The following is a 20,836-nucleotide window of genomic DNA, read 5'->3' as shown; positions in this document are numbered from 1 at the left end:
GAGGCTCAGACCTCCCGGACGCCCGCCCGCCAGACCGCCGCCGTCAGCGGCACGCCCGGCCGGTACGCCAGGTGCACGTGCGAGGGCGCGTCCAGCAGCAGCAGGTCCGCCCGCGAGCCGACCGCGATCGTGCCCACGTCGCTGCGCCGCAGCGCGTGCGCGCCGCCCGCCGTGGCCGCCCAGACCGCCTCGTCCGGCGTCATCCCCATCTCCCGCACCGCCACCGCGATGCAGAACGCCATCGAACTGGTGAAGCTGGAGCCCGGGTTGCAGTCCGTCGAGAGCGCCACCACCGCGCCCGCGTCCAGCAGCCGCCGTCCGCTCGGGTACTCGGCGCGGGTGGAGAACTCCGCCCCCGGCAGCAGGGTCGCGACCGTCGCCGACCCCGCCAGCGCCGCCACGTCCTCGTCCGTCAGATGGGTGCAGTGGTCCGCCGAGGCGGCCCCCAGCTCCACCGCGAGCTGCACGCCGGGCCCGTACGTGAGCTGGTTGGCGTGCACCCGGGGCGTGAGGCCGCGCTCGATGCCCGCCGTCAGGACGGCCCGCGCCTGGTCGCCGTCGAAGGCGCCCTTTTCGCAGAACACGTCCACCCAACGGGCGTGCGGCGCGCAGGCGTCCAGCATCTCGCCGGTGACCAGGTCGACGTAGCCGGCCGGGTCCTCGGCGTACTCGGGGGCCACGATGTGGGCGCCCAGGTAAGTGGTCTCCGGGGTGTGCTTGGCGGCGATCCGCAGCGCCCGGGCCTCGTCCTCGACCGTCAGCCCGTAACCGGACTTGCACTCGATGGTGGTGGTGCCCTGCCGCAGCGCCTCCCGGACGAACCCCGCCACGTTCGCGTCCAGCTCGGCATCACTCGCCGCCCGGGTGGCCGCCACCGTGGTGCGGATGCCGCCCGCCGAGTAGGACTGCCCGGACATCCGGGCGTTGAACTCGGCGGTGCGGTCGCCCGCGAACACCAGGTGGGCGTGCGAGTCGACGAAGCCGGGCAGCAGCGCCCGGCCCTCGGCGTCGAAGCGCTCGTCCGCCGCCGGGGCCTGCGCCGCCGGGCCGACCCAGGCGACGGTGTCGCCGTCGACCACCACGGCCGCGTCGGCCAGCAGGCCGAGCGGCCCGGTGCCGTGCCCGGGGTCGTTGGTGACCAGGCTGCCGATGCCCGTGATCAAGGTGGTCCTGGTGCTCAAGACAACGCCTTCCGAAGGGAGTTGGACGAGTTGGACAAGAAGCAATCAGTGGCCGAGCGCGCCGATCGCGGCGCGCAGCGCCCCCGGCACGTCGGCCACCAGCTGGTGCACGCCGTCCCGGACGACGTGCCGCCCGCCGACCACCACGTGCCGCACGTCCGCCGCCGAGGCCGCGAAGACGGCGATCTCGGCGCCGAGCCGGGGCGGCGGGCCCGCCGTACGGACGGTGTCCAGCGCGATCACCGTGAAGTCGGCGAGCGCCCCGGCCTCGATCCGCCCGGCCTCGGGCCAGCCCAGCGAGGCGTGCCCGTCCTCGCTGCCGGCCCGCAGCAACGAGTTCGCTGTCCAGTGGCCGCGGGTCTGCGTCCGCAGCCGCTCGTTCAGCTCCAGCGCGCGGGCCTCCTCGAACGGGTCGATCACCGCGTGGCTGTCGCTGCCCAGGGTGATCGGGCTGCCCGCCGAGGCCAGTCGGCGGGCCGGGCCGATGCCGTCCGCGAGGTCCCGTTCGGTGGTGGGGCACATGCAGACGGTGGTGGAGGAGTCGGTGAGGAGCCTGACGTCCTCGTCGGTGAGGTGGGTGGCGTGCACGGCCGAGGTGCGCGGGCCGAGCGCGCCGTGGTCGGCGAGCAGCCGGGTCGGGGTGACGCCGTGCGCGGCGAGGCAGGCGTCGTTCTCGGCGGTCTGCTCGGACAGGTGGACGTGCAGCGGGGCCTTGCGCATCGACGCCCAGTGCGCGACGGTGCTCAGCTGCTCGGCCGGGACGGCCCGGACCGAGTGGATGGCGGCGCCGATCCGGGCGTGCTCGCGGGGCTTGAGCGCGTCCGCCCGTACCGCCCAGGCCTCGGCGTCGCCGTCGCTGAACCGCAGCTGCGGGTGCGTCGGTTCGGCGCCGAAGCCGGAGGACAGGTAGCAGGTGTCCAGCAGGGTGATCCGGATGCCGGCCAGGGCGGCGGCCTCGATCAGCGCCTCGCCCATCGCGTTCGGGTCGGTGTAGCGGGCGCCGCCGGGGGCGTGGTGCAGGTAGTGGAACTCGCCGACGGCGGTGATCCCGGCGAGCGCCATCTCGGCGTAGACGGCGGTGGCCAGCTCCAGGTAGCTGTCCGGGTCGAGCGCGCCGGCGAACCGGTACATGGTGTCGCGCCAGGTCCAGAACGTCCCGGAGCCGACCTGGACGTGCCCGCGCAGCGCCCGGTGGAAGGCGTGCGAGTGGGCGTTGGCCTGGCCGGGCACCAGCAGGCCGTCGAGGCGGACGGCGCCGGGCGGACAGGGACCGCTGTCCGGGGTCACGGAGGTGATCCGGCCGCCGGGGCCGGTGGCGATCAGCACGTCCTGCCCGACCACCGGCCCGTCGCCGTGCGGCAGCCAGGCGTGCTGCGCCCAGTAGGTCACTGGGGTCGATGCGGTCAGTGGCACGCCAGGTCCTCCAGTACGTCGGCGAGGGCGGCGACCCCAGACAGGCAGTCGGCCTCCTCGGCGCGTTCGGCCGGGGAGTGCGAGACGCCGGTGGGGTTGCGCACGAACAGCATGGCGGTCGGGATCGCGGACGCCAGGATCCCGGCGTCGTGTCCCGCGCCGGTGGGCAGCACCGGGGCGTCCAGCAGCTTGGCGAGCCGGTCGCGCAGCGGGCCGTCGAAGTCCACCACCGGGGTGTAGGACTCGCGGGTCAGCTCGACCCGGACGCCGTCGCGCCCGCCGCGCTCGGCGGCTGCCCGCTCGATCTCGGCGACCAGCTCGGTGAGGGTGGCCTCGTCGGCGGCCCGGGAGTCCAGCCAGCCGCGCACCAGCGAGGCGATCGCGTTGGTGCCGTTGGGCTCGACCGCGACCTTGCCGAAGGTGGCCAGCGCACCCGCGAGCTTCGCCTTCTTGCGGGCGGCGAGCACGGTGTTGGCGAAGGTCAGCATCGGGTCGCGGCGGTCCTCGATCCGGGTGGTGCCGGCGTGGTTGGCCTCGCCGTGGAAGTCGAACCGCCACCGGCCGTGCGGCCAGATCGCGCTGGCCACGCCGACCGGCTGCCCCTCGGTGAGGTAGCGGCCCTGCTCGACGTGGAGTTCGACGAAGGCGCCGATCCGGGCCAGCCGCTCGTCGTCCGCGCCGATCGCGGTCGGGTCGTAGCCGGCCTTCTCCATCGCGTCGGGCAGCCGCAGGCCGTCGGCGTCGCGCAGCTCGTACGCGTCCTCGCGGGAGAGCACCCCGGCGCTCAGCCGGGAGCCGATGCAGGCCACGCCGAACCGGGCGCCCTCCTCGTCACCGAAGTTGACGATCGCCAGCGGCTGGGTGAACTCGGCTCCCCTGGCGCGGAGTTCGTCCAGCGCGGCGAAGGAGGAGACCACCCCGAGCGGCCCGTCGAAGGCGCCGCCGTCCGGGACGGAGTCCAGGTGCGAGCCGGTGACGACCGCCCCGTGCGCGGTCGGGTCGCCCAGCCAGGCCCACTGGTTGCCGTTGCGGTCCAGCTCGTACGTCAGGCCGCGGCTGCGGGCCTGCTGCTCGAACCAGGCGCGGCACTCGGCGTCGGCGGAGTTCCAGGCGAAACGGCGGTAGCCGCCGGAGGAGGCGGAGCGGCCCACGGGGAGCAGCTCCGCCCACATCTCCTCGAACGAAGAAACCGTCACAGCTCGCCCATCGGGACGCGGACCCCGCGCTCGGCGGCGACCTCGGTGGCCCGGTCGTAGCCGGCGTCCACGTGCCGGATGACGCCCATGCCCGGGTCGTTGGTGAGCACCCGGCGGATCTTCTCCCCGGCCAGCGCGGTGCCGTCGGCGACGGTGACCTGGCCGGCGTGGATCGAGCGGCCGATGCCGACGCCGCCGCCGTGGTGGATGGACACCCAGGAGGCGCCGGAGGCCACGTTGACCATGGCGTTGAGCAGCGGCCAGTCGGCGATCGCGTCCGAGCCGTCCAGCATCGCCTCGGTCTCCCGGTACGGGGAGGCCACCGAGCCGCAGTCCAGGTGGTCGCGGCCGATCACGATCGGGGCGGACAGCTCACCGGAGGCGACCATGTCGTTGAAGCGCTCGCCGGCCTTGTCGCGCTCGCCGTAGCCGAGCCAGCAGATGCGCGCGGGCAGGCCCTGGAAGTGCACCTTCTCCTGGGCCATCTTGATCCAGCGGGCCAGCGACTCGTTCTCCGGGAAGAGGTCGAGGACGGCCTTGTCGGTCTTGTGGATGTCCTGCGGGTCGCCGGACAGCGCCGCCCAGCGGAACGGGCCCTTGCCCTCGCAGAACAGCGGGCGGATGTACGCCGGGACGAAGCCGGGGAAGGCGAAGGCGCGGTCGTAGCCGGCCAGCTGGGCCTCGCCGCGGATCGAGTTGCCGTAGTCGAAGACCTCGGCGCCGCGGTCCAGGAAGCCGACCATCGCCTCGACGTGCCTGGCCATCGACTCGCGCGAGCGCTGGGTGAACTCGGCGGGCTTGGACAAGGCCATGTCCGCCATGTCTTCAAAAGCAATGCCGACCGGAAGGTAGCTGAGCGGGTCGTGGGCGCTGGTCTGGTCGGTGACGATGTCGATCGGCGCGTCCATCGCGAGCAGCTGCGGGACCAGCTCGGCGGCGTTGCCCAGCACGCCGATGGAGAGCGGCTGCCGCTTGTCGCGGGCGGCGGTGGCGAGCTCCAGGGCGTGGGAGAGGTCCTTGGCCTCGACGTCCAGGTAGCGGTGCTCGATCCGGCGGGAGATGCGGGACGGGTCGCAGTCGATGCAGATCGCCACGCCGCCGTTCATGGTGACGGCCAGCGGCTGGGCGCCACCCATGCCGCCGAGGCCGGCGGTGAGGGTGATGGTGCCCTCCAGCGTGCCGTTGAAGCGCTTGTTGGCGACGGCGGCGAAGGTCTCGTAGGTGCCCTGGAGGATGCCCTGGGTGCCGATGTAGATCCAGGAGCCGGCGGTCATCTGGCCGTACATGGTGAGCCCGAGGCTCTCCAGGCGGCGGAACTCCTCCCAGTTGGCCCAGTCGCCGACCAGGTTGGAGTTGGCGATCAGCACGCGCGGCGCCCACTCGTGGGTCTGCATCACGCCGACCGGCCGGCCGGACTGGACCAGCATGGTCTCGTCCTGCTTCAGCCCCTGCAGCGTCTTCACCATGGCGTCGAAGGAGCGCCAGTCACGGGCGGCCTTGCCGGTGCCGCCGTAGACCACCAGCTTCGACGGGTGCTCGGCCACCTCGGGGTCGAGGTTGTTCATCAGCATCCGCAGGGCGGCCTCCTGCTGCCACCCCTGCGTCGTGAGTCCCGTCCCGCGCGCCGCACGCACCTCTCGCGGTCCGCTCGTCTGCTGCACCATGTCCCGGCCTCCTTGCGGATGGATTCATTCAAGCTCGGTCTGGCTGAATATATCTAAACAGTCGGCTTTCGACCAGACCCTGGAACCATCCGATCAGCCACGGCACCGGCCGACTTGGCGCGCTAGCCTGAACCCGGCGAACACCAGCCACTCGGCCCAGCACCAGGGAGCGGAGGACACGATGACGGCCATCGGCGCACGGCCCGGCAGACTCCGGGATGTGGCGGAGGAGATCGAGCAGAGCACGGGACTTCGCGTCCAGATCATCGGAGGAACCCTGGTGATGTCCCCGACCCCTCGCGGCAAGCACGCGGGGACCGTCAAGCGCCTGTCGCGCCAGCTCGACGCCAAACTCCCGGCCGATCTCGGCGCCTATGAGGTCTCGTCGATCAACATGCCGGACAACGCGGAGGACTACGCGACGCCAGATCTGGTCGTCCTGCCGTCCGACTGGGAGGACGACGACAACTGGCTGGCCGACCCGCACGATGTCGAGCTCGCCGTGGAGGTCATCTCCACCTCTGAGCGAGTCAGCCTCATTGCAGCCAAGACCAACTGGTACGCGATCGCAGGCGTGCCGGTCCTCCTCGCGGTCGACCCCCGAAAGGGCGCCTGGACGCTCCACACCCACCCCCGCGACGGCGAGTACCAAGGCGTCCTGCACGGCAAGTACGGCGAGGCCGTCCCGCTGCCCTCGCCGCTGCCCGCCGAGCTGGACACCTCCGGTCTACCGCTGTACGCCCCCCACCGCTGACTCACGCCGCAGCGTCACCGCCGTCCCAGTCGATGCCGATCTCGGCCAGCCAGCGGCGGTCGGCGGCGTCGGGGGCGGGCGGGGACGGCGGGCGGGGGATGTTCTGGACGGGCCCGAGGCCGTACCTCTCGGCGGCCGCGGCGGCACGGGCGTCGGGTTCGATGACGCCGACGTGCACGGCGGACTCGTCGCCCGGGTCGAGGACGGTCAGTTCTGGATCGGGCAGGCGCCGCAGGGTGACGCGGCGTCCGCAGGCGGGGCAGGACCATTCGTCAGCACCCGAGGCCAGGCGGGCGACGAACTTCATCTCGTGGATCACGCGCATGGGCGGCACCCCCTGCAGTAGGGGATGCCCGGGTTCGTGCCGAGTACTCCCCGGCCGCCGTTCCAGGCTGCGGCTATTCCAGGCCGCGTCTATTCCAAGAAGAGCCCCCGGGCCGCCGCCGACTGCTCGATCGCCTCCAACCGGGCCTCGGCGCCCGGAAGTTCGTCGCACATGGTCTGCAGCAGCACCCGACCGAGCATCATCGGCGCGCAGGCGGTGTCGAAGACCAGCCCGGTGCCGACGGCCGCCGGCAGCATCAGGTCGGAGAGCTTGGCGACCGGCGAGAAGGCGCTGTCGGCCACGGTGAGCACGGTCAGCCCGCACTCCCGGGCCACCACCAGCGCGTCCATCAACTCCCGCGGGTAGCGCGGCAACGCGAAGCAGAGCAGCGCGGTGGCACCCGCCGCGGCAGCCTGTTCCAGCCGGTCGGCGAGCATGCTGCCGCCCTCGTCCAGCAGCCGGATGTCCGGGTGCACCTTGGACGCGAAGTACGCGAAGCCGTGTGCCTGCGCGGAGGCGGCCCGCAGGCCGAGCACCGGCAGCGGGCGGGAGGCGGCGAGCAGCCGGGCGGCCCGGGTGATCGGCTCGGGGTCGGCGAGCAGTTCGGCGAGGTGGCGCAGGTGCTCGATCTCGGCGAGCACGGCCTGTTGGTGCTCGTTGCGCACCGCGTCGGCCGGGGTCTCCGGCGCGGCCGGCTCGCCCGCGCCGAGTTCGCGCAGCTGCCTGCGCAGTGCCGGGTAGCCGTCGTACCCGAGCGCGACCGCGAAGCGGGTGACGGAGGGCTGGCTGACCCCGGCGAGCTCGGCCACCTCGACGCTGGACAGGAACGGCGCCTCGGTGGCGTGCCGGACCAGCGAGTGCGCGATCCGCCGCTGGGTGGGCGTCAGCCGGTGCCCTTCGAACAGCTGCAGCAGCCGGGCGGAGGCGCCGACGGTGCCGGCCTCGTCGGTGGCGGTCATCTGCGGTACCTCCGGATGCGAGCGGTTCGAACGACGACTGTGCAGCAGCGCGGCGCGCCTGGCAAAGTCGTCTCGTACGACGGAACGACCCTTGAGACGTCCCGGAGTTCGGACAGCGGGCCCGCCCGGACCGACGCGGCTCGGGGTAACCCTGATTTCTCCCTGAGCCCGCCCGGATTCCCCCCGCGAACGGATGGACCGGGTTCTGCGGCGGCCCCAGGCTATGGGCATGGACACTCGCCAGGACGACCTGCGGCGCGACCTCGACGCCACCCTGCAGGCCCGCAAGGAACTCGGCAAGGAGTACGAGGAGGAACTCGTCGACTCCTTCATGAAGCGCCTCGACGCCCGCCTGGACGCCCGGGTCGAGCGCTCGGTCTCCGAGCGGATGGACGACTACGCGCCCTCCTACCGGGACCGGGACCGCGACCGCGGCCGGGACCGCCGCGGCTGGGCCCCCGGTCGGTCCGGCAACCGCCTGGCGGTGGTCTCGCTGGCCCTCGGCATCCCGCTGACCGCGATCGCCAGCAACCCCAGTGGCGGTGGCTTCGCCGGCCTGCTGGCCTGCTGGGCCGGCATCGTCGGGGTCAACTTCGCCGCCGCGCTGGGCAACCGCCGCGACCGCGCCAGCCGCCGGCCGCGGGGCGACTGGGACTGAGCCCCAGCCGCCCCGCAACGCGTCCGTCTCAGGCCAGCGGCCCGGTGACCCGCTCCACCGCGCGCAGCAGGTCGCCGGAGGCGACGAACGCCGCGGCGGCCTCCAGGTCCGGCGAGAGGAAGCGGTCCCGGCCGGCGCCGCCGACCCCCGCCTCGCGGGCGGCGGCCAGCGCGGCCGCGGTGGCCGGGGCCGGTCGGCCGGCCGCGTCGGCCTGCTGGCGGATCTCCAGCGCGCGGGCCGCGGCGGTCAGTTCGACGGCCAGGATCCGGCCGAGGTTCTCCACCGCCTGGCGCAGCTTGCGGGCCGCCGACCAGCCCATCGACACGTGGTCCTCCTGCATCGCGGAGGACGGGATCGAGTCGACCGAGGCCGGGACGGCGAGCCGCTTGTTCTCGCTGACCAGCGCCGCCTGGGTGTACTGGGCGATCATCAGGCCGGAGTCCACGCCCGGGTCGTCGGCCAGGAAGGCCGGCAGGCCGTGCGAGCGGGCCTTGTCGAGCAGCCGGTCGGTACGGCGCTCGGAGATCGAGCCGAGGTCGGCGGCCGCGATGGCGAGGAAGTCCAGCACGTAGGCGACCGGCGCGCCGTGGAAGTTGCCGTTGGACTCCACCCGGCCGTCCGGCAGCACCACCGGGTTGTCCACCGAGGCGGCCAGCTCGCGCGAGGCGACCAGCTGGGCGTGCGCCAGGGTGTCCCGGCCGGCCCCGGCCACCTGCGGGGCGCAGCGGATCGAGTAGGCGTCCTGGACCCGCGGCGCGTCGTCCTGGTGGTGGCCGGTGAGGCCGGAGCCCTTGAGCACGGCCAGCATGTTGGCGGCGCTGAGTGCCTGGCCGGGGTGCGGGCGGATCGGGGCGTGCAGCTCGGGGGCGAGCACCTTGTCGGTGCCGAGCAGCGCCTCCAGGCTCATCGCGGCGGTGATGTCGGCGGTGGTGAACAGGCGGCTGAGGTCGGCGATGGCCATCACCAGCATGCCGAGCATGCCGTCGGTGCCGTTGATGAGGGCCAGGCCCTCCTTCTCCAGCAGCTCGACCGGCTCGATGCCGGCGGCGGCGAGCAGCTCGGCGACGGGCTTCTCCTGCCCGTCCGGGCCGGTGGCGGTGCCCTCACCCATCAGCACCAGCGCACAGTGCGACAGCGGCGCGAGGTCGCCGGAGCAGCCGAGCGAGCCGAACTCGCGGACCACCGGGGTGATGCCCGCGTTGAGCAGGGCGGCCATGGTCTGCGCGACCAGCGGCCGTACGCCGGTACGGCCGGAGGCCAGCGTCTTCATCCGCAGGAACATCAGCGCGCGGACCACCTCGCGCTCGACCGCCGGGCCCATGCCGGCCGCGTGCGAGCGCACCAGCGAGCGCTGCAGCTGGGCGCGCAGCTCGGGGCTGATGTGCCGGACGGCGAGCGCGCCGAAGCCGGTCGACACGCCGTAGACGGGGCGCGGCTCGGCCGCGAGGGCGTCGATCCGCGCTCGGGCGGCCGCCATCTCGGCGATCGCGTCAGGACCGATCTCGACCCGGGCATTGCCCCGGGCGACGGCCAGCACGTCCTCCGCACTGACGTCGGCCTTGCCGACCTGGACCAGCGGAGCGTCGGGGGCCACAGCACTGTGCATATCCATATACACAATCACAGCAGGTGAATGAAGATATGACAACAGCTGCCCACCATCCGGATTCTCCGACGCCCCGATCCGCGCCGCACCCCGGGGCCTCCACCAACCCTTCAGCTAACCCTTCAGCTCGGCCTCGATCAGGTCCGCAGCCCTCCGAGTGCCGCCCTCGGCTCGGCCGGCGGCGGACAGCGTCGCCAGCCGTTCGGCCACCGCCGGGTCGCCGACCAGCTCCAGCAACGCGGCGCGCAGCGCCTCCGCAGTGGCCTGCCCGGTGTCCAGCCGGCACGCGACGCCGAGACCCACCAGGGCGTCCGCGTTGGCGAACTGGTCGGCGGCCTGCGGTACCGCGATCATCGGCACGGCGTGGAACAGACCCTCGCTGGAGCCGCCCATGCCCGCGTGGGTGACGAAGGCGTCCGCCTGGGAGAGCACCGACAGCTGCGGCACCCACCGGTGCACCTCGACGCTGTCCGGCACCTCGCCGAGCTCGGCCGGGTCGGTGTGCTTGCCGACCTGGAGCACGACGTGCCAGCCCGGCAGGTCGCCGAAGGCCCGCACGCAGGCCCGGTAGAAGGCGGGCCGGTGGGTGAAGGCCGAGCCCAGCGAGACCAACAGCACCTTCTCGGCGTCCGCCGGGCGCTCCCACCGCCCCTGGTGGGCGCGGTCGCCGAAGCAGGGCCCGACGAAGCTGAAGCGCCGTTCGTCGACCCGGTCCGCGTGGGGCTGGAGCGCGCGCGGGACGAGCGCGATGCACCGCTCGGGGCGGTTCTTGAAGGCCTCCACGTCGCGCTCCACCGCGCCGGCCTCGGCCAGCCAGTCGGCGAACCGGCGGTAGTGCTCGGGGCCGCCGGGGCCGTTGCGGATCGCCTCGAAGACCGCGGCCATGTCCCCCTCGATGTCGTCCCAGCCGACGAAGCTGGAGGACAGCTGCACCACCGGCACGCCCAGCCGTTCGCCGAGCGCCCGGCCGGCGAAGCCCGCGATGTCGTAGAGCACCAGGTCGGGGCGGTCACCCTCGAAGGCCTCCAGCAGGGCGGGCCACATCGACAGCGTGTCGTCCAGGAACACGTCCTGGATCGCCACCGGGTCCTCCGGCCAGCCGGCGGGGTCGTCGGCGAGCGGCAGCCTGGTCGGGTACGGGACGAAGGCCGCGCCGGTGGACTCGACGATCTCGCGGAAGGACGGGTCGTTGATGTAGCTGACCCGGTGACCCCGGGCGACCAGCTCGGTGATCACGGCGAGGCTGGGGTTGACGTGCCCATGGGCCGGAACGGAGACCATCAGGATGTGTGCGGGGCGGTTCACGGGCACCTCCGGGGATAGCGATCGAGACGAGACGTACCGTCTCGCGATGTCGAGAAGACAATACGTCTCGTCTCGTTGTTGCCCATAGAATTTTTCCCATGGCTTCCAGAACCGCCCCCGACCCCGCCCGCCGCAGTGAGCGGGCACGCGCCGCCGTCCTCGCCGCCGCCACCGAACTCGTCGCCGAAGTCGGCTACAGCAAGCTGACCATCGAGGCGATCGCCGCCCGGGCCGGCGTCGGCAAGCAGACCATCTACCGGTGGTGGCCCTCGAAGGGTGCCGTCGTCTTCGACGCCTTCCTCGCCGTCAACGAGCACGAGGGCGGGCTCGCGCTCCCCGACACCGGCGACCTCGCCGCCGACCTGCGGGCCGTCCTGCGCCCCACCAGCGACGAGCTCACCGACCCGGGCGCCGACCGCACCTACCGCGCCATCATCGCCGAGATCCTCAACGACCCCGCGCTGCACACCGAGTACCGCACCCGCCTGCTGGACCCGCTGCTGGAGATCACCCGCGACCGCCTCCGCACCGCCCGCGAGGCCGGCCAGCTCGCCCCCGACGCCGACCTCGACCTGGCCGTCGAACTGGTCTACGGCCCGCTCTACTACCGCTGGCAGTACCGGCTCGGCCCGCTCACCCACGAGCACGCCGACCGCCTGGTCGACGCCGCCCTACGGGCCCTCAACCCTCCTGCGGCTAACGGCCGTTCCGACGTCTGACCGCGTACACCAGCAGCACGACGATCAGCAGGACCACCAGCGCCGCGACGGCGAACCAGCCGAACACCGCGTCCAGCGCCCGCCCGACGACGCTGCGGCGGACCTTCCGGGTGCGCCGCGACGCGGCATGGTCCGTGATCCGGTGCGCCCGCAGGCCCACCCCCAGCTGCGGCGCCCGCTCAGGGGCCGTCCGTACGGGTGTGGCCCGGATCGGCGTCGGGCCCGTCTGTCCCGCCAGGCCCGCCGGGGCCGCCGGGGCCGCCGGGGCCGCCGGTACGGCCACCGACACCGCCGACGCCGGGGCGGCCGTCGCCACCCCGCCGCCGAGCACCAGCACCCCGGTCACCGCCGCGCCCACCAGCCGTCCGCCCACCGCCGACCCCCACTCCCCGGTCCACCCCCGCCACCATCCCACCGCCCGACCCACCCGCGGCAGCCCTCACCCCCAACCGCGACCCACCCGCGACACCCCGGTCACCGAACCGGCACAAAGCGGCGCCGACCCGCCGCCGGACGGGGCGCCGGCAGGCAGCGCCCGGCCGTCAAGGGGCAGCCGGCCCACGCGGATCACGCCCGACGGCACGGGCGAGTCGCCGATCGACTCAGCGGCAGCGTCGCATCGTCGGCGAGGAGCTCCACCAGCCGGCCCCCGGCCGCGTTCCGCCCACCGGCCGCGACCATCCCCCGGCCCCTCACATCGCCGGCGGCGAAGCCGCCCCCGCCAACGCCACCGCCACCACCGCCCGCATCGCGCACGCGACCTGCCCCAACGGCAGCGTCGCATCGTCGGCGAAGAGCTCCACCAGCCAGCCCCCGGCCGCATTCTGCCCACCGGCCGCGACCATCCCCCGGTAACCGGAGACGGCCAGCATGGCCTCCTCCGCCGGGTCGTTCCCCGCCGCGCCCGCGCGGAGCGCGAAGGCGCCGCCCCGGACGGCGCGGCGGGTCATCGGGTAGTGGCGGAGGTCGAAGACGGCGTCCGGGGCCTCGATCTGGGCGCGCTGGGTCTCGGCGCGGGTGCTGCTGGGTCCGCTGGTCATCCGGTAGACGGCGTGCTGGGAGGTGCGCATCAGCTGGGAGCCGGGCGGGACGTAGGAGACCCACCAGCCGACCGCGTCGAGCAGCCGGGCGGAGGTCTCGGCGACCACGACCAGCTTGGCGAGGGTGTCGGCCGGGTGGACGGCCCGGGCGGCCGCGGCCTGGTCGAGGGCGGCGAGGACGGCGGTGAGCAGCTGCCCGGGGTCGGCACTGTGGGCGGCGCCGCGGAAGCGCCGCCGGTCCGCCGCACCGGCCCGCCCGCCGGGGCCGCGGCGGCCGTCGGCGCGGTGGTGCGGGTCGGCGGCGTCGGCGAGCAGCACGGTGGGGTCGGGCGAGAACCCGGGGCCGTGGCTGCGGCCGGCGACGACGGGGTGGGCGGCGCGGGCGGCCTTGGCCCGGTACTGGGCGGCGTCGGCGAGCCGGAAGAGCCGGTCGGGGGTGGTGACCGGCCCGATGGAGTCCCCGGTGGAGGCGACGCCGCAGGCGACCCCTTCACCCTCGGACAGCGCGAGCGCCCGCGCGCACAGTTCCTCGGCGACGGTGACCACCTCGTCGGCCTTCTGCCCCTCGGCCAGCAGGCAGAACTCGTCCCCGCCGAGCCGGGCGGCGAGGCTGCCGGGCAGCTTGGCGGCGGCCAGCGACAGCTGGTGGGCGAAGCGTTCCAGCAGCCGGTCGCCCATCTCGTGGCCGAGCTGGTCGTTGACCCGTTTCAGCCCGTTGACGTCGCAGACCACCAGCGAGACCACGGTGTTGTCCCGGTTGTGCGCCTCCAGCGCGCTCTCCAGCCGGGCGTCGACGGCGCGCCGGTTGGCCAGGCCGGTGAGCGGGTCGGAGAAGGCGAGCTTGCGCAGGTCGGCGAGGCGCTCGGTCTGGGCGAGTCCGGCCGAGACCTGGGCGGCGAGCAGGGTCGCGTAGTCGGCGTCGGCCTGGGTGAACTCGGGCGTCCCGATCGACCGGGCGAGGTAGAGCTCGCCCCAGGCCTGCCCGTGCAGCACGATCGGCGCGACCACGCAGCAGGCCCGTCCGCGCCGGCGCAGCGCCGCGGCGCGTTCCCGGCAGTACGCGCCGGCGGTCGGGTGGGTGTGTCCGGCGTGCGGTTCGACGTTCTCGGCGGTCTGCAGCCAGGCGCGGGGCAGACGGCCGGTGGTCCAGCGTTCCTCCAGGTAGGTCACGATCTCCGGGAAGTCCGCGACCGGGTACGACTCGTCCTCCGGCAGCTCCTCCTCGCCGGGGGCGAGCGACCCGTGGTTGACCAGGACCCGCAGCCGGCCGGACTCGCGGTCCCACACCGAGACGGCGGCCATGGTGGCGCCGAGCGCCTCGGTGGCCCGGGCGGCGGCGGCCCGGACGGCCTCCAACGGGGTGAGCGCGCCGGCCATGTCCTGGGCGAGTTCGACCACCGACTGCAGCCGCAGGTCGGGCAGCGGGTCGGGGTGGCGCGGGCCATCGCAGTCGCAGCCGCGGTCCGTCATGATCGCCTCACTGCTCACCGGCTCGCCTCGCTCCCTGTGCTCGGTCCTGCCAGACCCCCGAAGCCGATCGCACCCGTCCGGCCGCTTGCACCAAGACTATGGCGATTTCGTTCGGTTATGCCCTGTTTGCCCGGATGGACCCGCAGCGGACCGTACGGCTTTCAACCGTTCGGCCACTCGGAGACCCCTCCCCGGACTCGGGTACCCCTCGGAGACCCCCGGAGGCCCTCCCCGACGGAGGAGGCGCCGCCCGCTACTCCGGCTTCAGCCGCCGCGACAGCAGCCACGGCTCGACCAGCCCCAGCCCCCGCACCGGCCGTCGCCACATCGGCTGCAGGTGGAACCGGGCCCCCGCGTCCGGCCCCGGCACCGGCAGCCCGGAGGCGGGCATCCCGGCGGCTACCGACAGCGCCTCCGCCAGGCCCGGCCCCTCCGAGTCGGCCGGGCCGACGCTGCCGTTCTGCTCCAACGCGGCGGCGAACTGCCCGTCGATCAGTACCGCGTCCTTGGGCGCGATCGAGGTGAGCCGGCTGGCCAGGTTCACCGTGGTGCCGAAGACGTCGCCCATCCGCTGGGTGACCGTCCCGAAGGCCATGCCGACCCGCAGCGCCGGGATGGTGTCGTCCTCGGCCAGCGCCTCGATCAGGCTCAGCGCGATCTCGGCGGCGGTCGCCGGGTCCTCCGAGACGTAGAGGATCTCGTCGCCGAGGGTCTTGATCACCCGGCCGCCCTGCCCGGCGATCAGGTCGGAGCAGGTGTTCTCGAAGGTCTCGACCAGCTCGCCGAGCTCCTCCTCCTCCAGCCGCCGCGACAGCCGCGTGAAGCCGACCAGGTCCGCGAAGCCGACCGCGAGCCGACCGCTGGTGATCTCGTTGTCCTCGGCGGCCTGCACCACCCGGCCGGTGACGGCGGCCAGCTGGCGCCGCCAGACGTACACCAGGAACTGCTCCAGTTCCGGCAGCAGCAGCTCGACCAGCGGGTACGCGACGTCGGCGCGGGTCAGCCCCGGCTCGGCGGACTGGGTGAGGTTCTCCAGGAAGGTGTCCATCTGCCAGCCGGCCAGCCGGGCCGTGGTCTGGCCGGTGGAACGGGCCACCTGGATCGCCATCGACTCGCTGAGCAGCCCGGACTCGACCAGGCCGGCGAGGCGCCGCAGCGCGATCACGTCGCCGTCGGTGAGCGCCCGGGACTGGCCGATGTCGGGAAAGCCCATGGCCCGCCAGAAGCGGGTGGCCAGCTCCATCGGGACGTCGGCGGCGCGCGCGGCCTGGTACGGGGTGTAGCGGCGTGGCGCGTCCAGGATGAGGCGTTCCAGTTCGAGCGCGACCGTGGGGTCGTGGCTGCCCGCCGTCCCGCCGCTGCCGTCCTCTGCCACCGGTCCGTCCCCGTGCGGTTGCCGCACTTGCCTCGTTTCCTACCTGTCCGGGCGCGCCGCCCGCCACCCGGGCGGGCAGTGGCGCGCCTCACACCGCTGCCAGGTGGAATGTTCGCACGGAATCCCGTGATCCGGGGCATCCGCCCGAGTCAAGGGGAGGTGAAGACTGCCGTTCAGGGGGCTTCGGGGCGGACGTGCACCACGTCCCCCGCGCCGACCGCCCGGCGCGCGCCGTCGGCGGTACGGACCACCAGGCGGCCGTCCCCGTCGATCGCCACCGCCTCGCCGACCAGCTCGCGGTCGCCCGGCAGGTGCACCTTCACCCGGCGGCCCAGGGTGGTGCAGCGGTCCACGTACGCGCGCATCAGGTCGCTCGCGTGCGGGTCCCCGGCCGCGGCCGTCCACTCGCCGTACAGCTCGGCGAACTCGCGCAGCAGGGCGCGCAGCAGGACGGAGCGGTCGGTGGTCTCGGCGCCCGCCAGCGCGAGCGAGGCGGCGGTGGGGACGGGCAGCTCCTCCGCGCGCAGCGAGACGTTCAGCCCCAGCCCGGCCACCACCGCGCCGCCGCTGAGCTCGGTGAGGATGCCGCCGAGCTTGCGCTCCGCGCCGTCGATCTCCACCTGCAGGTCGTTGGGCCACTTCAGCCCGGCGTCGACCCCGGCCACCCGGCCGAGCGTGCTGGCGGCGGCCACCCCGACCAGGATCGGCAGCCAGCCGTACCGCTCGACCGGCACCTCCTCGGGGCGCAGCAGGAAGGACAGGAACAGCCCGGAGCGGGCCGGGGCGCTCCACTGCCGGTCCAGCCGCCCGCGCGCGGCGCTCTGCGCCTCGGCGACCAGCACCGCGCCCTGCGGGGCACCGGCCCGGGCCCGCTCGGCGAGGTCGGTGTTGGTGGAGCCGGTCTCGGCGACGACGTCCAGCGAGGTCCAGAGCCCGCCCGGGACGACCAGGTCCCGGCGCAGCGCCTCCTCGTCCAGCGGCGGCCGGTCCAGGTCGGTCCAGGGGGACGGTCCGGTACGGCCGAAGCCGCGCAGTCCGCTGCGGCGGGGGGTGTCGGGTGCGGTCATGGGCAGCAGACTAGAGGCGCAGTCCGCCTCATCGTCCCGCATGACGCGCGTTGACACACTGTGTCGATGACCATAACGCCAGGACATGCCACATAGCGCTGCGCGCTGGCTACGCTACCCAACGGTAGTTCGCAGTGCCGCCCTGCCCTCATGCGCGAGCCCCCGACTCAGGCCCGCGCGCAATCGAACAGGCCGCGGCCCATGATCAGGGAGAGCCACCGCATGACCGAGGCCCCTTACGACCCTCACACCACCGCCGGCAAGCTCGCCGACCTGCGGCGCAGGCTTGACGAGGCGGTGCACTCCGGCTCGTCCAAGGCCGTGGAGAAGCAGCACGCCAAGGGCAAGCTGACCGCCCGCGAGCGGGTCGTGGAGCTGCTGGACGAGGACTCCTTCGTCGAGTTCGACGAGTTCGCCCGGCACCGCTCGACCAACTTCGGCCAGGAGAAGAACCGCCCGTACGGCGACGGCGTGGTGACCGGCTACGGCACCGTCGACGGCCGCCAGGTCGCGGTCTTCGCCCAGGACTTCACCGTCTTCGGCGGTTCGCTCGGCGAGGTCTTCGGCGAGAAGATCGTCAAGGTGATGGACTTCGCGCTGAAGACCGGCTGCCCGGTCATCGGCATCAACGACTCCGGCGGCGCCCGGATCCAGGAGGGCGTGGTCTCGCTCGGCCTGTACGGCGAGATCTTCCGCCGCAACGTGCACGCCTCGGGCGTCATCCCGCAGATCTCGCTGATCATGGGCCCCTGCGCCGGCGGCGCGGTCTACTCCCCCGCGATCACCGACTTCGTGGTGATGGCCGACCAGACCTCGCACATGTTCATCACCGGCCCGGACGTGATCAAGACCGTGACCGGCGAGGACGTCGGCATGGAGGAGCTGGGCGGCGCCCGCACCCACAACACCAAGTCCGGCAACGCCCACTACCTGGCCACGGACGAGAAGGAAGCGGTCGAGTACGTCAAGAGCCTGCTCTCGTACCTGCCCTCGAACAACCTGAGCGACCCGCCGTCCTACCCCGAGCAGGCCGACCTCTCGATCACCGATGAGGACCTCGAACTCGACACGATCGTGCCGGACTCGGCGAACCAGCCGTACGACATGCACAAGGTGATCGAGCACATCGTCGACGACGGCGAGTTCCTGGAGACCCAGCCGCTGTACGCGGGCAACATCATCACCGGCTTCGGCCGGGTCGAGGGCCACGCGGTCGGCATCGTCGGCAACCAGCCGATGGACCTGGCCGGCTGCCTGGACATCAACGCCAGCGAGAAGGCCGCGCGCTTCATCCGCACCTGCGACTCGTTCAACATCCCGGTGCTGACCTTCGTCGACGTGCCCGGCTTCCTGCCCGGCACCGAGCAGGAGTGGGACGGCATCATCCGCCGCGGCGCCAAGCTGATCTACGCCTACGCCGAGGCCACCATCCCGCTGATCACCGTGATCACCCGCAAGGCCTTCGGCGGCGCGTACGACGTCATGGGCTCCAAGCACCTGGGCGCCGACCTCAACCTGGCCTGGCCGACCGCGCAGATCGCGGTGATGGGCGCGCAGGGCGCGGTCAACATCCTGCACCGCCGCGAGATCGCCGAGGCCGAGGCGGCCGGCACCGTCGAGGAGAAGCGGGCCGAGCTGATCGCCTCGTACGAGGACACCCTGCTGAACCCGTACCTGGCCGCCGAGCGCGGCTACGTCGACGCGGTGATCGCCCCGAGCGAGACCCGCCGGCACATCGTCCGGGGTCTGCGGGCCCTGCGCGGCAAGCGCGAGGTGCTGCCGCCCAAGAAGCACGGCAACATCCCTCTGTAGGCCCCATCCCTGTCGGGAGAGAACACGCCATGTCCCCGATCCACGTGCTGCACGGGCAGCCGACCCCCGAGGAGCTCGCCACCGTCCTGGCGGTGGTCCAGGCCCGGGCCGCCGTCGCGCAGGCCGCCGCCGAGGCGGCGCGCCAGGCCGGCGTCGGCCCGGACTCCCCCTGGAACGACCGCTCCCGCCTGCTCCGCCCCGCCGTCCACCCGGGCGTCAACGCCTGGCGGACGTCGGGCTGGGCGCACTGAGTTGACACGCGGAGCAGGAAGCCGGCCCGTCCGACTTCCTGCTCCGGGTGTTCGCCCGCTCGCCTCCAGGGCGCTCGGACCCGGTGCCGACGTTCTCCCCCAGCCTGGCGGCTGGGAGGTGCCCCCACGCTCCGGCGCTCCTTCGTCGCTTGCCGCTCGTCGCTTTCGGCACCGGCGCGCCCCTTCGGCTCGGGGCGGGCAACGCCCGCTTCCCCCTATCGGGGGCCCGCGTCGCCCGAAACCTGAGTACGGATACTCAGGCGCCCGGCCCCCGCGCGGCGCACTCTGGACGGGTGCTCTGGTCAGACCCCCGCGATGAGCCCTCGCCCGAGGCCCGCCGCATGCAGGAACGGATGCAGCGGGCCGGCAAGGTGCTCGCCGCCCTGGTGCTGGTGGGCGCCGTCCTGATCATGATCGCCCGGTCGTTCACCTGAGCCGTTCACTCGAACGGCGGACACCGGCACCCCCTACCCTGGTGGGCATGACCGACCAGCGCCCCCTCGTCCTCGCCTCCGCCTCCCCCGCCCGCCTCGGGCTGCTGCGCCAGGCGGGGCTCGACCCGCGCGTGGTGGTCAGCGGCGTCGACGAGGACGCGATCAGCGCCGCCTCCCCCGCCGAGCTCGCCCTCGTCCTGGCCGAGGCCAAGGCGAAGGCCGTCGCCGCCGAACTGACCGGCGGCGAGCTGGTGATCGGCTGCGACTCCGTCCTGGAGCTGGACGGCGAGGCCCTCGGCAAGCCCGCCGACGCCGCCGAGGCGCTGGCCCGCTGGCAGTCGATGCGCGGCCGCGCCGGCGTGCTGCGCACCGGCCACTGCGTGATCGACACCGTGACCGGTCGGCAGTCCTCGGCGACCGCCTCCACCACCGTCCGCTTCGGCACCCCGGACGACGAGGAGATCGCCGCCTACGTGGCCTCCGGCGAACCGCTGCACGTGGCCGGGGCGTTCACCCTGGACGGCCGCTCGGCGCCGTTCATCGACGGCATCGACGGCGACCCGGGCAACGTCATCGGCCTGTCCCTGCCGCTGCTGCGCCGGCTGCTCGCCGACCTGGACGTCCGGCTGGTCGATCTCTGGGTCTGACGGCCGGGGCTGATCCGTGGACCGAGCAACCTGCCGCACCCGGCAGGTGCACCTCTAAGCTGAGCGGCGTTCGAACGGGGAGGGAACGCGGCGATGACCGACAGCGTGCTCAACGTGGTGCTCGGCCTGGTGGCCAGCGCCATCAGCGCCGGCCTGGGCTGGCTGGCGCAGGCCCTGCGGCGACGTCGCAAGGTCGAACGGGTGCGGGGCTTCCTCGGGCTGCCGTCCGGCAGCGAGTGCCTGATCGTGGTGCCTCGCAGCATCGGGACGGGCTCGCACGCGCACACCGTGACCCGCCGGGACGCCTACGCGCTGATGTGGCTGGCCGGGCTGGTCGAGGAGTGTGGCGCCCGGCCCGAACTGGTCGCCCACGACGCGGCGCACCGCGGCCTGGGCGCCAAGACCGAGCTGTGCCTGGGCGGTCCGGTCAGCAACGACCGGATGGCCGCCCACCTGGCCTGGGGCCTGCCGGGGGTGCTGGTCACCTCCGGTCCCGGTCCGGGCAGCAACGTGCTCGTGGTGGGCGACCGCGACTTCCGCGCCGACCAGGACCAGGCGCACACCCTGCTGGCCCGGATCGCCACCCCGGACGACGGCCGGCCGGTGTTCCTGATCTCCGGCCAGACCGGCACCGCCAACCAGGCCGGGGTGCGCTACCTGGTGTCCCACCACCGCGAACTCGCCCGCAAGTACGGCCAGAACGGAACGTTCGCGCTCGTCCTGCGGGTGGTCAACCCGGAGGCGTACGGGCCGGACATGGTGGAGCTCGTCGCCGACGTGACGGCCGAGGCGCTGCGGCGCCCCGCCGCGGCCTCGACCACGGCTTAAGCGGGCTGCGGGAGGGTGTGTCCCATGACACCGTCCCGCCACGCCGCCCCCCGCTCACCCGGCGTCGACCGCCCCGGTCCCACCGCACCGGCCTCGACCTGCGAAGTCGCCACAAGGGCGGTGTCCGGGGCC

19 protein-coding genes and 1 pseudogene are annotated in these 20,836 nt (G+C 73.6%); 8 read left to right on the top strand and 12 right to left on the bottom strand.

Annotated features, from left to right (window positions below):
- Positions 1–5: 5 nt before the first annotated feature.
- Genes hutI through hutU form a run of 4 tightly spaced genes read right to left on the bottom strand, consistent with a single transcriptional unit; the run spans position 6 to position 5,454 of the window.
- Positions 6–1,181 carry an imidazolonepropionase gene (hutI, locus tag ACFQ87_RS12175; RefSeq protein ID WP_380610574.1) on the bottom strand — a complete coding sequence of 392 codons (1,176 nt, stop codon included), beginning with the start codon at positions 1,179–1,181 and terminating at the stop codon, positions 6–8.
- 45 nt (positions 1,182–1,226) lie between these two features.
- Positions 1,227–2,594 (bottom strand): formimidoylglutamate deiminase, encoded by a 1,368-nt coding sequence (locus ACFQ87_RS12170; protein WP_380610573.1) that lies wholly within the window; start codon positions 2,592–2,594, stop codon positions 1,227–1,229.
- A complete protein-coding gene (locus tag ACFQ87_RS12165) occupies positions 2,585–3,766 on the bottom strand; it encodes an allantoate amidohydrolase (RefSeq protein ID WP_380610617.1) in 1,182 nt (393 codons plus the stop codon). The genes ACFQ87_RS12170 and ACFQ87_RS12165 overlap by 10 nt, the downstream gene beginning before the upstream one ends.
- A 20-nt stretch (positions 3,767–3,786) precedes the next feature.
- Positions 3,787–5,454 carry a urocanate hydratase gene (gene hutU, locus ACFQ87_RS12160; protein WP_380610572.1) on the bottom strand — a complete coding sequence of 556 codons (1,668 nt, stop codon included), beginning with the start codon at positions 5,452–5,454 and terminating at the stop codon, positions 3,787–3,789.
- 181 nt (positions 5,455–5,635) lie between these two features.
- Here hutU and ACFQ87_RS12155 point away from each other — a divergent pair, with 181 nt between their 5' ends.
- The gene (locus ACFQ87_RS12155) at positions 5,636–6,208 is read left to right on the top strand and encodes a Uma2 family endonuclease (protein WP_380610571.1); all 573 of its coding nucleotides are present in this window, start codon (positions 5,636–5,638) and stop codon (positions 6,206–6,208) included.
- Position 6,209: 1 nt separating this feature from the next.
- Here the strand turns inward: ACFQ87_RS12155 and ACFQ87_RS12150 are convergent, their stop codons facing one another.
- Together ACFQ87_RS12150 and ACFQ87_RS12145 are read right to left on the bottom strand one after the other, a co-directional pair.
- Entirely contained in the window at positions 6,210–6,533 is a 324-nt protein-coding gene (locus ACFQ87_RS12150; RefSeq protein WP_380610570.1) for a hypothetical protein, read from the bottom strand.
- Positions 6,534–6,622: 89 nt separating this feature from the next.
- Positions 6,623–7,492: a MurR/RpiR family transcriptional regulator gene (locus tag ACFQ87_RS12145; protein ID WP_380610569.1), complete on the bottom strand. Its 870-nt coding sequence runs from the start codon at positions 7,490–7,492 to the stop codon at positions 6,623–6,625.
- A gap of 229 nt (positions 7,493–7,721) precedes the next feature.
- Between ACFQ87_RS12145 and ACFQ87_RS12140 the strand changes: the two genes are divergently transcribed.
- Positions 7,722–8,150, top strand: a complete 429-nt coding sequence (locus tag ACFQ87_RS12140; protein WP_380610568.1) for a hypothetical protein — start codon at positions 7,722–7,724, stop codon at positions 8,148–8,150.
- 28 nt (positions 8,151–8,178) lie between these two features.
- Here the strand turns inward: ACFQ87_RS12140 and hutH are convergent, their stop codons facing one another.
- Positions 8,179–9,762 carry a histidine ammonia-lyase gene (hutH, locus tag ACFQ87_RS12135; protein ID WP_380610567.1) on the bottom strand — a complete coding sequence of 528 codons (1,584 nt, stop codon included), beginning with the start codon at positions 9,760–9,762 and terminating at the stop codon, positions 8,179–8,181.
- Between the two features lie 108 nt (positions 9,763–9,870).
- Positions 9,871–11,037: a macrolide family glycosyltransferase gene (locus tag ACFQ87_RS12130; protein ID WP_380610616.1), complete on the bottom strand. Its 1,167-nt coding sequence runs from the start codon at positions 11,035–11,037 to the stop codon at positions 9,871–9,873.
- 122 nt (positions 11,038–11,159) lie between these two features.
- Between ACFQ87_RS12130 and ACFQ87_RS12125 the strand changes: the two genes are divergently transcribed.
- Positions 11,160–11,780, top strand: a complete 621-nt coding sequence (locus tag ACFQ87_RS12125) for a TetR/AcrR family transcriptional regulator (RefSeq protein WP_380610566.1) — start codon at positions 11,160–11,162, stop codon at positions 11,778–11,780.
- On the opposite strand, the gene ACFQ87_RS12120 is transcribed toward ACFQ87_RS12125, so the two are convergent.
- From ACFQ87_RS12120 to ACFQ87_RS12105, 4 genes and pseudogenes are all read right to left on the bottom strand, one after another.
- On the bottom strand, positions 11,758–12,153 hold the full coding sequence (locus ACFQ87_RS12120; RefSeq protein WP_380610565.1) for a hypothetical protein: 396 nt from the start codon (positions 12,151–12,153) through the stop codon (positions 11,758–11,760). The genes ACFQ87_RS12125 and ACFQ87_RS12120 overlap by 23 nt on opposite strands.
- 886 nt (positions 12,154–13,039) lie before the next feature.
- Positions 13,040–14,197, bottom strand: a pseudogene (locus ACFQ87_RS12115) (diguanylate cyclase domain-containing protein); the annotation flags it as partial.
- A gap of 346 nt (positions 14,198–14,543) precedes the next feature.
- A complete protein-coding gene (locus ACFQ87_RS12110) occupies positions 14,544–15,665 on the bottom strand; it encodes an adenylate/guanylate cyclase domain-containing protein (protein ID WP_380610564.1) in 1,122 nt (373 codons plus the stop codon).
- A gap of 173 nt (positions 15,666–15,838) precedes the next feature.
- Positions 15,839–16,732, bottom strand: a complete 894-nt coding sequence (locus ACFQ87_RS12105; RefSeq protein ID WP_380610563.1) for a biotin--[acetyl-CoA-carboxylase] ligase — start codon at positions 16,730–16,732, stop codon at positions 15,839–15,841.
- 222 nt (positions 16,733–16,954) lie between these two features.
- Between ACFQ87_RS12105 and ACFQ87_RS12100 the strand changes: the two genes are divergently transcribed.
- The 5 genes from ACFQ87_RS12100 to ACFQ87_RS12080 all read left to right on the top strand — a co-directional run bounded on the left by ACFQ87_RS12100 (position 16,955) and on the right by ACFQ87_RS12080 (position 20,704).
- Entirely contained in the window at positions 16,955–18,544 is a 1,590-nt protein-coding gene (locus ACFQ87_RS12100) for an acyl-CoA carboxylase subunit beta (RefSeq protein WP_380610562.1), read from the top strand.
- Between the two features lie 29 nt (positions 18,545–18,573).
- On the top strand, positions 18,574–18,795 hold the full coding sequence (locus tag ACFQ87_RS12095; protein WP_380610561.1) for an acyl-CoA carboxylase subunit epsilon: 222 nt from the start codon (positions 18,574–18,576) through the stop codon (positions 18,793–18,795).
- Between the two features lie 293 nt (positions 18,796–19,088).
- The gene (mmpB, locus tag ACFQ87_RS12090; RefSeq protein WP_380610560.1) at positions 19,089–19,229 is read left to right on the top strand and encodes a morphogenic membrane protein MmpB; all 141 of its coding nucleotides are present in this window, start codon (positions 19,089–19,091) and stop codon (positions 19,227–19,229) included.
- 47 nt (positions 19,230–19,276) lie between these two features.
- Positions 19,277–19,876, top strand: coding sequence for a nucleoside triphosphate pyrophosphatase (locus ACFQ87_RS12085; RefSeq protein ID WP_380610559.1), 600 nt, complete (start codon positions 19,277–19,279; stop codon positions 19,874–19,876).
- 93 nt (positions 19,877–19,969) lie between these two features.
- Positions 19,970–20,704, top strand: coding sequence for a hypothetical protein (locus ACFQ87_RS12080; RefSeq protein ID WP_380610558.1), 735 nt, complete (start codon positions 19,970–19,972; stop codon positions 20,702–20,704).
- Positions 20,705–20,836: the final 132 nt, after the last annotated feature.

Origin of the sequence: Kitasatospora sp. NPDC056531 (genome assembly GCF_042794375.1) — a bacterium.
Lineage (GTDB): Bacteria > Actinomycetota > Actinomycetes > Streptomycetales > Streptomycetaceae > Kitasatospora.
The sequence above is the reverse complement of the archived record's forward strand: the minus strand, read 5'-3'. Positions and strand labels throughout refer to the sequence as shown.

Coding starts and splice junctions, on each gene's coding strand:
- ACFQ87_RS12085 (WP_380610559.1), top strand. CDS start 19,277: ATGACCGACCAGCGCCCCCTCGTCCTCGCCTCCGCCTCCCCCGCCCGC.
- ACFQ87_RS12080 (WP_380610558.1), top strand. CDS start 19,970: ATGACCGACAGCGTGCTCAACGTGGTGCTCGGCCTGGTGGCCAGCGCC.
- hutH (WP_380610567.1), bottom strand. CDS start 9,762: ATGGATATGCACAGTGCTGTGGCCCCCGACGCTCCGCTGGTCCAGGTC.
- ACFQ87_RS12150 (WP_380610570.1), bottom strand. CDS start 6,533: ATGCGCGTGATCCACGAGATGAAGTTCGTCGCCCGCCTGGCCTCGGGT.
- ACFQ87_RS12100 (WP_380610562.1), top strand. CDS start 16,955: ATGACCGAGGCCCCTTACGACCCTCACACCACCGCCGGCAAGCTCGCC.
- ACFQ87_RS12165 (WP_380610617.1), bottom strand. CDS start 3,766: ATGTGGGCGGAGCTGCTCCCCGTGGGCCGCTCCGCCTCCTCCGGCGGC.
- ACFQ87_RS12130 (WP_380610616.1), bottom strand. CDS start 11,037: ATGGTCTCCGTTCCGGCCCATGGGCACGTCAACCCCAGCCTCGCCGTG.
- ACFQ87_RS12155 (WP_380610571.1), top strand. CDS start 5,636: ATGACGGCCATCGGCGCACGGCCCGGCAGACTCCGGGATGTGGCGGAG.
- hutU (WP_380610572.1), bottom strand. CDS start 5,454: ATGGTGCAGCAGACGAGCGGACCGCGAGAGGTGCGTGCGGCGCGCGGG.
- ACFQ87_RS12125 (WP_380610566.1), top strand. CDS start 11,160: ATGGCTTCCAGAACCGCCCCCGACCCCGCCCGCCGCAGTGAGCGGGCA.
- ACFQ87_RS12105 (WP_380610563.1), bottom strand. CDS start 16,732: ATGACCGCACCCGACACCCCCCGCCGCAGCGGACTGCGCGGCTTCGGC.
- ACFQ87_RS12095 (WP_380610561.1), top strand. CDS start 18,574: ATGTCCCCGATCCACGTGCTGCACGGGCAGCCGACCCCCGAGGAGCTC.
- ACFQ87_RS12140 (WP_380610568.1), top strand. CDS start 7,722: ATGGACACTCGCCAGGACGACCTGCGGCGCGACCTCGACGCCACCCTG.
- ACFQ87_RS12145 (WP_380610569.1), bottom strand. CDS start 7,492: ATGACCGCCACCGACGAGGCCGGCACCGTCGGCGCCTCCGCCCGGCTG.